7 protein-coding genes and 1 tRNA gene are annotated in these 12,590 nt (G+C 40.4%); 1 reads left to right on the top strand and 7 read right to left on the bottom strand.

Translation table 11 applies throughout. The features are described from left to right. Positions 1-40: 40 nt before the first annotated feature. Complete coding sequence (locus tag ACO1O5_RS01190) at positions 41-505, bottom strand: 23S rRNA (pseudouridine(1915)-N(3))-methyltransferase RlmH (RefSeq protein WP_486267657.1); 465 nt, start codon at positions 503-505, stop codon at positions 41-43. Between the two features lie 69 nt (positions 506-574). Here ACO1O5_RS01190 and ACO1O5_RS01185 point away from each other — a divergent pair. Continuing rightward, positions 575-648, top strand: a tRNA-Arg gene (locus ACO1O5_RS01185). Between the two features lie 45 nt (positions 649-693). On the opposite strand, the gene ACO1O5_RS01180 is transcribed toward ACO1O5_RS01185, so the two are convergent. The 6 genes from ACO1O5_RS01180 to ACO1O5_RS01155 all read right to left on the bottom strand — a co-directional run. Then, a complete protein-coding gene (locus ACO1O5_RS01180) occupies positions 694-1,686 on the bottom strand; it encodes a 3-hydroxyacyl-CoA dehydrogenase family protein (RefSeq protein ID WP_486267655.1) in 993 nt (330 codons plus the stop codon). A gap of 49 nt (positions 1,687-1,735) precedes the next feature. Next, positions 1,736-2,482 (bottom strand): SDR family NAD(P)-dependent oxidoreductase, encoded by a 747-nt coding sequence (locus ACO1O5_RS01175; protein WP_486267652.1) that lies wholly within the window; start codon positions 2,480-2,482, stop codon positions 1,736-1,738. A 93-nt stretch (positions 2,483-2,575) separates the two neighbouring features. Continuing rightward, the gene (locus tag ACO1O5_RS01170) at positions 2,576-5,890 is read right to left on the bottom strand and encodes a VCBS repeat-containing protein (RefSeq protein ID WP_486267650.1); all 3,315 of its coding nucleotides are present in this window, start codon (positions 5,888-5,890) and stop codon (positions 2,576-2,578) included. Between the two features lie 92 nt (positions 5,891-5,982). Continuing rightward, complete coding sequence (locus ACO1O5_RS01165) at positions 5,983-7,638, bottom strand: SusD/RagB family nutrient-binding outer membrane lipoprotein (protein WP_486267648.1); 1,656 nt, start codon at positions 7,636-7,638, stop codon at positions 5,983-5,985. Between the two features lie 19 nt (positions 7,639-7,657). Further along, the gene (locus ACO1O5_RS01160; protein WP_486267647.1) at positions 7,658-10,777 is read right to left on the bottom strand and encodes a SusC/RagA family TonB-linked outer membrane protein; all 3,120 of its coding nucleotides are present in this window, start codon (positions 10,775-10,777) and stop codon (positions 7,658-7,660) included. Positions 10,778-11,356: 579 nt separating this feature from the next. After that, positions 11,357-12,590: DUF4832 domain-containing protein (locus tag ACO1O5_RS01155; RefSeq protein ID WP_486267645.1), on the bottom strand; the 1,234-nt coding region annotated here is incomplete at its 5' end.

Raw genomic sequence — 12,590 nt, 5'->3', positions numbered from 1 at the left:
TTGCGGTTTCTTTTTAAAAAACATCAAACATACATATAAACTAAGAATGATGGTATTTTTCATTACGGATAATTGAGCAGGCACGATAAACCTGTTCTGAGAGTATGAGCCGGGCAAGCTGATGTGGGAAAACTAATTTTGACAGACTCCATTTGTAATTACATCTTTTTAAGATAAGCTCATGTAGCCCATAAGCGCCACCAATAATGAAGATTAAGTTTTTTACACTGCTATTTGCTCTTTGTTGAATAAATGCTGCGAGTTCTTCTGAAGTCCATTGCTTTCCTTTCTCATCCAGGGCCACAACGACATCGTCTTCGTTAATCGCGTTAAGCAATTGGGTTGCCTCATATTTTTTAGCCTCGTCATTAGACGTCTTTTTTGAAGAGGCAAAGATTTTCCAGTCTACCGGGTAATAGTGTGAAATTCTTTTAGTAAAAATTTCGACTCCTTCTTTTACATAAGATTCATGGGCTTTGCCGACAGACCAAAAATAAATTTTCATAATTTTATTTGTTTGCAAGATGCTAAATTATTTGCCTGAACAAATTATTTATTATTTTTGCCGCCCATTGGCTGCGTAGCTCAATTGAATAGAGCATCTGACTACGGATCAGAAGGTTTTAGGTTTGAATCCTAACGCGGTCACTATATTCATAAACCCTGGCTGTATTACTGCTCAGGGTTTTTTGCTTAATGGATTTTGCCAAGTTTTCTTTTTACAACATCCGCGGGATATTTTAACGCTAGCTTCCTTATTTCATAACTAAAGTCATTAAAAGTTTCTTCCCACAATTTTGCTTCTTCTTCAGTATAATTATAAAAGCCTTTTCCATTGGCAACTCCTTTGCCGCCAGCTTTCACGATATCATCAATGAGTTTAGGGATTTCAGTGGCATTGCTGAGTGTAGGAAGAAGATCTTTCATTACCGTGTGATAGGCAGGCACACCTGTTAAATCCATCCAGCGAAATGCACCAACAAGAGTCATCCAATAACCGGCATTGTTGCGGCAAGCTCTATCAACATCTTCAACAGTGGCATACCCGTTCTCAACCAAATAACATGCTTCACGATATAGCGCATACATAAGCCTGTTAGTAATAAATCCCCTGATGTCTTTTCTTACAAGCGTTGGCTCTTTTCCCCATCGGTGCGACAAGTCATAAAGCTTTTCACCAAGTTCTATATTACTTAGTTCACCGCAAATAATTTCCAGGAAACGGGTTGTGTGTGAAGGTTCTGCCCAATGCAGTCCAAAAAATCTTTCAGGATGAAGTGTCTCTTTTTGTAGTATGCTGATGGGGATGGCTGATGTATTACTAGCGAGCAAAGCATTAGGCGAGATAACGGATTCAATTTTGGTATAGACGCTTTTTTTGATGTCAATACTTTCGAGTGTGCATTCAATTACGAGAGCACAGTTTGCTAATTCGCCATAGTCTTCTGTAATTACTAAATTTTTAAAATATAGCTGCAGTTCCAATACTGCCATTCCTTCTTCATGAGATTTATCAAGATGCTTCCTGATTCTTTTTTCGGCGTGATTAAGATCACCTGGTATTGGTGCAACAGCAATAACTTTATGCCCGGCAATGAGAAGACAGGTGCATATGCTGCACCCCATCAATCCAAGACCCACAACCCCTATTATTATATCAGCATTATTTGAAACATTTTCTTTCATTCATATAATTTTTTCATTTTGATAACAGGGAAATTTTATTTTATCTTAATTAATAAGTAGCTCTTCCTCCCGAAAGGTCGAAAGTAAATCCTGTGCTGAAACTGTTTTCATTTGATACAATAAAAGCAGCCATATTTGCAACTTCTTCGAGTGTGCCACACCGTTTCATTGGGATCTTGTCAGTCATGTAAGTCACCTGCTCCTGAGGCATCGCTTTCACAAGCGCAGTCTCTATTACAGCCGGCGCCAATGCATTAATGGTAATATTTGTCTCGGCATATTCCTTACCCTGTACTTTGGTCATTGCTATCACGGCGGCTTTTGATGCTGAATAGGCCAGCATGCCAGCATTGCCTTCTTTTCCTGCTATGGAAGCGATATGCAAAATGCGGCCGTGATTATTTTTGATCATCCACGGAAGAACGTATTTGGACGTGTAGAAGCTACCGAAAAAATTTACATCGAAGACTTGTCTAAGATTGTCATAATCTACATCATGTGATTTTATGTTTGTTTTGCCCGTTATACCCGCGCTATTTACCAGTATATCGATTGATCCAAAATGTGCTGCTGTTTCTGCGATCGCTTTTTTGACTTCTTCCTCATTCGTTATATTGACTACGCACAACCTGGTTTCGCCTGGAAATGCTTCCTGTTGTTTTAAAAGCAGATCTTCATTATTATCGAATAAAGCGAGCCTTACATCATAGGAAGACAATTTTTTTGCAATAGCCAATCCTATTCCGGAAGCAGCCCCGGTCACTATCGCAACTTTCCCCTCAAATTGGCTAAGCATTTATCAAATTTTTCAAGTTAAATATTCAACTAGAACGCCGATTTATAAAACGCAATCGTATAGTGAAATAAAAAAATAAACCTATGATTTATTTTACCGGGCATTCACCGAATATGCTTTTGCACTTTGTCCGTCGATACCAAATATCAATTCTTTGTTCAGATTTACCACGCTTCTCACATCGCCCCTTATATTTAATCCGCTTTTGGATTGAGGTACACTTTTAAATCCGCCTTTTCCATCGCCCTGTAATAACAATCCATGATTGGCCTCATATCTTCCGTAGCGGATTCTTGTCCACGCATTATTACCAGCCAATATCAAATCTTTTTTTCCATCGTTATTAACATCTGTTGACGTAATGGCATATACGGGAGAAAATTGCGCCTCTTCTGGTAGCGGGCGCATTACAAATCCCTTCGTGCCATCATTCTCAAGATAAACCGTGCGCATTTCTTCAGCTTTCAAAACACCCGCATCCTGGAGTTGATCAGCACTAAAAAGATCATGAATGGTTGCGTCGCTATAGTCTTTATAAGCAAGAAACTTCTTTTTTAATGAAGGCAACTGCTCCGTGAGATCGTCCCTTGAGAGGGCAGGGTAGGACTTGCCATCGATGTAATAACAAAATATGGGGTCAATGGAACCATTATCATCAAAATCCTTGTAATAAAGACTCACGGGTTCTTTTTCGCTGGCACGGAATTGTGTATTCAATCCAATGTTACCGATTACCAAATCTGTGTCTCCATCTCCATCCATATCTGCAGCATAAATTGTATTCCACCAGCCACTGCTTGGAAAGTGTATGTACTTATCCGATTCATCAAGTAATTTTCCATCTTTATTAATAAATACTTTAATGGGCATAAATTCCCCTACAACTACAAGGTCAGGTTTTTTGTCACCGTTAATGTCAATCCAAACGGCATCAGTAACCATACCCATGTTTTGAAATTCGGGAGCGATAGAAGCAGTTGCGTCAGTAAATTTTCCTTTGCCATCATTCAATAAAATTTTGCTACCGGGTGATAGCGGATATTTCCCGGGGATCACTCTGCCTCCGATAAATAAATCCATGTAGCCATCACCGTTAACATCGGCCGCTTTTACACAACTTTTGCTAAAAGCCATCGACGGCAACGCTAACGTGCTTCTTGTAAAGTGGCCTTTGCCATCATTCAGATATAACCTGTCTTCCAGCTCCGGACTATTTGATTCCAATTCGTAACCGCTACTGGTAATATACAGATCGGGATCGCCATCATTATCCGCGTCAAAAAAATCTGCTGAACTTCCCGCATACATTGAATCCCTGGCAAAAGCCGTCTGTTTGGATGCAACAAATTTTCCATCACGGGTTTGGATAAACAATTGTGCAGGCTGGTTGCGGCCTCCGCCAAAAAAGACATCCTCCAGGCCGTCCTTATTTACGTCGGCTACGGCCATGCAAGGCCCTGTTTTTGATAGAAAGTTGGTGAGTAAAGGCTGAAGATTAAAATCATTAAAGTTATTCTCACGGTGTTGCATACCCGCAGGTGGAGCAACCGGATCGAGATAAGTCGGCGTACGATGACCGGTAGTATCATATACCCATTTTCCGGTTGCGTCCGCCAGTTTAATATCCAGCGTTTGATTCACTTTTACGTTCAGCAATTTTTGCATTTGGTCGCCCGGCCATATTACTATCATGGAGTCAATTACAGTATTATTACCGAGACCAAAATGAAGCACCTGGTCCACTGATGATTGAAAACCTCTTACGGGGAATTGCTCCAGGTAATACTCATGTCCTTTGCAAAATACTTTCACCTTTGAACCAATGCCGGTACTATTTTTTGCGTCACCATGCAAAGCCACCCTCAGGTAATTGCTTTTATTTAAAACCTCACTGTTATTTTTATAAATCCCAGCCAGGTCATTGGTATTATTCACCACAAGGTCCATTGCCCCGTCATTGTCCAGGTCTGCATAGGCGGCCCCTGCAGAGACTGATTTTTGCTCCAACCCCCAATCTTTCGTTTCATTTGCAAAAGTGAGATTGCCATTGTTTCGAAAGAGATAGCTCGGCAAAATATTGTCCGGCATTTTTTTAATGTAATCTTCAACGGCATTATTTTGACCACCCGTCTGAACGTGGATGGATTTATCCATGGTATATTTAATAAAATCCATGTCAGTGTAATCTTTTACATAACCGTTAGATATAAAAATATCTTTGTTGCCATCGTTATCGAAGTCGGAGAAAAGAGCAGACCAACTCCAGTCTGTGTTTGAAACACCGGCCAGTTGACCGATTTCGCTGAAAGTTCCATCTCCATTATTTTTTTGAAGCATGTTCCTGCTGTATTGATAAAAGAATCCTTTATTAAAAAGCATTTGGAATTTGTCAAAATTTTCTGAGCCGGTATGCATTTTTTGGGCTTTGTTACTTTCCGGCAACATATCCAACGTCAGCAAATCAATTAATCCGTCATTATTAAAATCGGCGGCATCGCAGCCCATAGAGTACAGGGATACTTCATCCATACAGGAACTTGTCTTTTCCGTAAAGGTTCCATTTCTGTTATTGATAAATAAATAGTCGGGTTCATTAAAATCGTTGGACGCATAGATATCCGGCCATCCGTCGTTATTAACATCTGAAACAACTACGCCTAAACCAAAAGTGAGTACGTTAGAGGTGATGCCTGCTTGGGTTGATACATCAGTGAACACAGGATGATGAAGGCTGTCGCTCCAATCATTACGGTATAGCTTACACGAAAAATCACTGTTTTTTTCCTGGCGCCAGGAGGGGTTCTGAATAGCTCCTGTAGTGTATTGGTGCAGGGAATGATTGATAAGAAACATATCAAGATCGCCATCTTTATCGTAATCAAAAAAAACAGCCTGCGTGCTGTAGCCTGCATCTGCCAGCCCATATTCTGCTGCCTTTTCTGAAAAGGTGAGATCTCCATTGTTTATAAATAAAAGGTTTTTCCGCATTCCTGCTTTTCCATCCGCGGAACGGCAAATGTAAATGTCAAGTTTGCCATCACCGTTAATATCTACCATAGTGGCCCCCGTGCACCATCCCTGCTTGTCGGCAATGCCGCTTTTATCCGTAATATCTTCAAATTTGAAATTCCCCTTGTTCAGGAATAGGCGGTTTTTTACCATGTTGCCGGTAAACAAAATATCCGGTAACCCATCATTATTAATATCGCCGATGGCCACCCCGCCACCATTATAAAAATAAATATAGTTAAGTACGTTAAACGCATCGTTTTCAAAGAGCTGATTTCTGAAGTGTATCCCGGTTTGGCCTTCACTAAGTTTAGTAAATAGTTTAGTAGTATCATTTTTACATCCAAAGAATAAAATGATGATTAGCAGGAATGATAAAAGTTTACTGATTCGCAACATCCGAAAGATTTAAAAGATCGCCTCAGGCTTAAAAAAACAAAAAGATTCCACTTTTACAAAATGGAATCTTTAAGGTATGCATTTTATAAACATTAATTTTTATCCCACCATAATGGTGTAGTTACTTTATCAGGTCCCCCAAGCAATGATCCGGCAGCAGTTACTGCAGCAGCGTTTGTTTGCTGTTCTGAAAGAAGGAACGGTATCCTCCTTATCCACTGAGTTGATGTATTCGTAATATCCGGGTTGTCTGAATTTACAACAGGATACAATTTCAATACATGACTTCTCCTGAAATCTGCCCATGCCTCCATACCATCAGGATAAAGGGCCAGCCATTTTTGAGTAGCAATTTGTTCCAATGCAATGGAGTTGTTGGAAGTATTAAAAAGTACCGGGATATTTGTCATTGCAGGTGAATTCAGTCCATCACCCGGTGCAACGGGTGTTTTGGTGCTATTCACGTAAGCATTCTGCACTGACGCGTCTGTAACGTTCCACTGGATAAGGGAGTTGATTATACCCTGGTTATATAAATCTTTAGCCGTACCTCCCATATTCCAGCCAAGAAGAGCGCCCTCGGCACGGTTGAAATAAGACTCTGCGGTAACCATTACATTTTGAGCTGTAGCTATGGAATTTGGATCACCTAAAACATTGCCATTTTTATCAACAATGTTAGTAGAAGACCAACGCTTACCTACATGAGAGTTGTTTGCCGCCTGGTTTGGAGCATCACCCAATTGTGCGACAGAAAGACCATTACGTATACCTGAATACAGGCCCGTATTTAATGCAGGCAAAAAATATTGGGGCAACCTGGGATCCTGGTATCCTTTAAGAACGGAAGCCATGGACGCACTCATCCGGAATTCATTCCAGTCAGACATCGATTGAAGTCCATTACCATCCGGGCCACCTTTGGCACTTCTTTGCACGAATGCATCGTCGCCGGATGTTTGCGCTGTTGGATCCGTTATAGCAGCGCTGGTTGTCATAATCCATTTACCACCCCCATCAGCCACGGCAGCTTCACCAACTGATTTTGCAGTTGCAGGATCTACTTTGGATATCCTTATGGCTATTCGAAGGCGAAGTGAATTGGCAAATTTTATCCAACGGTTTACATCGCCGCCGTAAACAAGGTCATAACTTCCATAGTGATTTTCTCCTTCATGTTTATGCAATACCGCCACTGCACCCGCAAGCCGGTTAATGAAATCAGCATAAATGTCCTTTTGAGCATCGTAAGGAACCGAATTTCCAGCCGTACCGACAGAAAAATAGGGTATAGGTCCCCAATAATCTGTTACCCTTTGAAAAGTATAAACCCACCATACCTGGGCCATCGCATTTTCTGCAGATGTTGCAGAATCTGTTGCTGCGAAAATAGATTGCAGCTGCGGAGCAACCGAAGTATACATTGGGTTAAAAGCAGCCCCAACCCAATCTTGCCTTATTACCAACCTGTCAGAAGGGAAATAGGTAGCTTCGCAACCAAAATACTGACAATATTGATCGGAAAAAAGGTTCTCCGCAATCTGGTAATTCCAATAGGAGCCTGGTGCCGTAGACTCTGCCTGTGAAAACAGGAATGGAAGATCTGCAGCCCCTAAAGTAGCAATACTGTTTTTATCAATATTAATGCTGTCATATTTTTTCGTACAGGACCCCGCCAATATAATGCTAGCAATCAGCAGCATCGCATTCAACAAATTCTTCAGTGAAAACTTTTTAATATTTTTCATATATTTTAATTATTAAAGATTAGAAAGTAAGTTGCAGATTAAGTCCGTAGCTGCGTGTAGCCGGTAATGTACCATAAGAAATACCCTGGAAATTGCCATTGCCCAAGCTCATATCCGGATCAAATGTCATCTTACGTTTTCCGATCCCTGGTATGCTTAAAATAGATTCGCCGCGATATAGCCACAATACATTTCTAGCGATGGCCGATATTCTGGCCTCTTTAATGATCATTTTAGAATGTAAAGGTATTTCATATCCAAGAGACAGTTCTCTGACCCTGAAATTTGTTGCATCATAGGTGAAGAATTCAGCAGTACCATAACGTTGATTGGAAACAGTTTGCCAGAATGTCTGGGCGTTTATCGTTGTACTCACGACGGTTCCGTTTGCATTTACACCATTAAGATTCAGGCCACCTTCCCGGAACTTGGAAGTCACGTCAGGAATTCCACTAAAGGCAAGATTCATTTCTGTGCCGTCAACAATAACACCTCCAATGCGTCCATCCATCAGCACCCGTAAAGAAAATGCTTTGTATCTAAAAGTATTTGTAAAGCCCATGGTTTCTTTTGGATTGAAGTTTCCAATGAGCCCTTGGGGAGAGCCGATTCCATTGCTGGTAACTGGCCTGCCAAGGCTATCTACCTCGTGTTGGCCCTTTGTATTTTTTACCCACTGAAATCCAACCATGTCGCCAAAACTTCCGCCCTCTGCAACTTGCGGGGTAGCAGACCGACCGAAACCGCCACTTAAATAGACAACCTTAGCGTCGGGACTTAATGAAATTACTTTATTGCGATTGAGGGCAAAATTTAAAGCCATATCCCAACTAAAATCTTTCGATTTTACAGGTGTAGCATTTAGTACTAACTCTACCCCCTGGTTCTGTATGTTTCCGGCATTTATATATTTATTGTTATACCCCGTAGCCGTAGGTAATGGTATTCGCAATAACTGGTTAAAAGAGTTACTCTTATAATAAGTTATCGTAAAACCAAGACGGTCGTCTATAAACCTTGCTTCTACTCCTGCCTCAAGGTTTTTTACAATTTCAGGTTTTAAACCGGGAAAAGGAAGCGTAGTACTGCGACTTAAGAACCCGTTACCAGCCCCTTGTCCATATCCATAGCTACTGTTAAGTAAACCAAACTGACCACCGTTTCCTACTTCTGCGTAACTTAAACTAGCTTTTAGAAATGAAATACTGGTAGGTAAGGTTATCAAGTCTGATAATACCGCTGATCCTCCTACTGAATAATATTGGTAAGAATAAGGCGAGGCAAGACGGGAATCCCAATCGTTACGCAAACTTGCATCTAAGAATATGGCATCTTTATAAGCAATATTTGCCTGGCCAAAAACGGCTTGAGTCTGAACCTCATCTCCATACGAAAATATGGAAGGGTTTGATGCATAGTTTAAACTAAACTTATTGGTTACATTTAATCCATCGGCCGTATTGGTTAATTGATCTGATTTGGAATCCTGGTAAATAACACCTGCGTGATAATTTATTTTCAAATTGTCAGTGATAGTATTATTTCCCTCAAAAATTCCATCCAACCATTTTTGGGTTGTTACAATATTTTGCTGTTGGTAATATCCACCTGTATGTGCCCATAGTGTTGTACCCTGAAAATATTGGGAGCTAAGATTATCAAACGTTTTATCGATATTGACCCTTCCGGTAAAACTTAGCCAATTTGTTATCATATACTTAGCAGATAAAAATCCCATAACCCTATTCCTGGTTTGATTTAGTGAAGAATTATAGATCATCCAATAAGGGTCCTGGTAAATACCAGTATTGGTTGAAGGATAATTAGCATAGGGACTTGGAACGCCTACATTATTAATAAACTGGTATTGTTTAGCATCTGAGAGAGGCATATTCCTCGGTATGCTGAAAATATCTATTACAGGTGCGTTTTCTTCACCGGTTCGCGGTTTGTTCTTAATCTGCTCGTTTATGTAAGTAACCTTCGCGTCAGTAGAGAACTTTTTACTTATCTGGTTAGAAATCCGAAGGTCAATGTTATGGCTCAACAGGGTGTTTCGAGGAATAATACCTTGAACGTCTTTGTTAGTGTATGATAAATAAGTCTGAGCTTTTTCGGATCCCCCGGAAACGCTTATAGAATTATTTAGGCTAAGGCCGGTATTGAAAAAATCCTTGATATTGTCGGGTTGTGCCGAATAAGACGCTGAATTGCCAAGAAAATTTACGAAGTTCTGGCCAGTCATTTTAGGTCCCCAACTTGCCCCCGCTGCGGAATCAATTTTGCCATTACTGCCCTGGCCATAAGCATTTTGAACCTTTGGCAATGCAAATGGTGATTCAAAAACAGCCCCGGAGTTGACACTAACAGTCATCTTATCTTTACTCCCTTTTTTAGTAGTAATAACAATTACACCATTACCCGCCTGGCTTCCGTACAGCGCAGCTGCAGATGCGCCCCGTAAAATGGTAACTGATGCAATATCGTCTGGGTTTATGTTAGATGCTCCATCGGAACCTTGAACAGAACCAAAATCGCTACCAGCAGCGCTGTAGGTGCTGTTATCAATTGGAACACCGTCTACCACAATCAATGCATTGTTAGATCCCTGTATGGAACGGTTTCCCCTAAGAACAATCCTCGCCCCGCTACCCGGTCCGCCAGAACCTTGCGTAATTACTGCGTTCGCAACCTTTCCCGTCAATGAGTTCAACATATTATTAGGATCCCTCACGCCGGTCAGTTCAGCAGGTTTTACACTTTGGGTAGCATAAGTCAATGTTTTACTTTGCCGACTGATTCCTAAAGCTGTTACTACAACTTCATTTAATCGTTGAGAAGAAGCGTTTAAAGTGATACTTACATTGTCGGAAGAAGCATTTACCAAAACATCTTTGTTTTCGTACCCAACATAGGAAACAACCAGGGTTACATCTCCCGCGGGCGCAGCGATTGAAAATTTTCCATCATTTGTACTTGTAGTAGCTTTTCGTGAGCCCTTTATGGTTATGGTGGCTCCGGTAACAGGAGCTTGGGTGCCTTCAAACACAATCTGCCCGGTAATAGTTCTTTGCTGGGAGAATGCTGAAGTGATAAAGAATGCCATCATGATGGTCAGTAAAAATTTCAATCTGTTCATACGCAGTAGTTTTTAAATTGAGTGGAAAGAAACAATAACAAAAAATTAGTATAATCCTCACAAATATGATTTTTTTCTTTGAAAAAAAAGTCACAGAATTTTTATTGTTTTATTATTAGAGATGAGCAAACGTTTGCACGCTGCATGCAAACGTTTGCGCTATTTTAATAAAACCTTTTTCTGTGGATTATGATTAGTTAAGTGCACGAGGTAAAACATTCTGGTACGCGATTTTCATGAATCTTTCAATTCAACAAACCCCGCGGCCAGAGCCGTTAATATTGATAATGCAGATATTATAGGCAACATATAAGACGCGAAACTCAACTCAAGAACTAACCTGCCAGGTCCAAAATAGTGTCGGGGCTTATTTCTTATAAGTTGAGAAAAATAAAAGGTTTTGCTGTAAAGTTTGCGGGCAACCTATTGAATAAATATCTGTAAAATGTTCCGGTTCGAAACTGCTTCATGCGGCTCTATCATTAATACTCGCCTGTTGTGTATTTCGGTTATTTTCTTTGGGAAGTGCATCGTCATCCGGTAAAATGAATTGGAAGGGAAAACTGTTCAAATATATTCTCAATTAACGCTGATGGTCTGATGCAAATCATTAAAACCGGTGTGACTATCCCATGTGTCAAGGTTCGCGAAACGTATAGAATATTCGGGTCTTTTACTTAGTCCAACATTTGCATCAGGTAAAAATAAAAACAAGCGGTATCTGCCGATAGGTAAGTTTTTACTTATTTGTATTTCTTCTTTTACTTCATGACGCCCGGAGAATAGAAATCTTACATCCGCTTTCAATTTAATGATATTTTCTTCTTTTGTTTGTTCGTTGCGAAGCACCAATTCCAGTGGCCTTGGGTTGAACGGTGAGGCATAACCGGCATTATCAATTTCAAAAACAATATTAATTGGTTTACCCCTTTTTACTTTTTTCGGGAAACTTGTTTCCCTTAACACAAAACAATAGCCAAGCTTTTTTTTAATGCTATTCATGCATCCACTGCTATCCCAATCGTTATCCACATCGGTGTTATATGCTGCATTTAAAAAACTATAGTGCATGTTTTTCATTTCGGTTTCCGCATGGCCCGCAGGTTCACAATCGTTTTGCGGACTGAAAGTGTCGTCACATGTTTCACCTCCAACTGCTGTAAACTTCGTATCATCTTCAATATATTTTCTTAGTAGATCGTTAGCAGATTTTCGCGGTTGAGTAGAACTGCCATAATCCATATAAGTTCCATAATCATCCGGTGACGAAAGGAAACAATCATTATGAAATCCTATTCTCGATTTGTCCGCTCCGGTAAATGCCTCCTGTAATTGAAGTGGGGCGCTGGTTGCAGTTGCAGAGGGGCCATAAATATATTTCTGTTTTATTTGCGGCGTGCGAACTTGTATCATTCTATCTTTCGGCAAAGCATCAAGCAATCTCTTTAATAATTCGTTTCTCAAATTCCATCCGCTATCTGTTATTTTTCCAATTCCGTTGGTTGACGCATCTCCAAAATAATCCGTGAAATAATTTTCGCCCCAAATGCCAATAAACCCTTCCTGCATTACGGCAATCACATCAGCATTTTTTTGGATCAATGGTTTTAATTGTTCGATGTGATGAAACACCACCTGCACGGGAGCGTCGCCATAGGGCGGACAAATTTTATATTCACTGTTGCAAGTTCCATCTTTTGCCGTATTTGTGTAAGCGAAACGAATGATCATCTTTAAGCCGGCATTTCTTACTGCGTCAAAATCTTTTTGGAGGTTATTTAAAAATTCCGGTGATAGAGGTTTGTCTTTGAAG

This window comes from Ginsengibacter sp., assembly GCF_057362405.1.
Note: the sequence above shows the minus strand (reverse complement) of the source record. Positions and strands in the feature narration are given on the sequence as shown.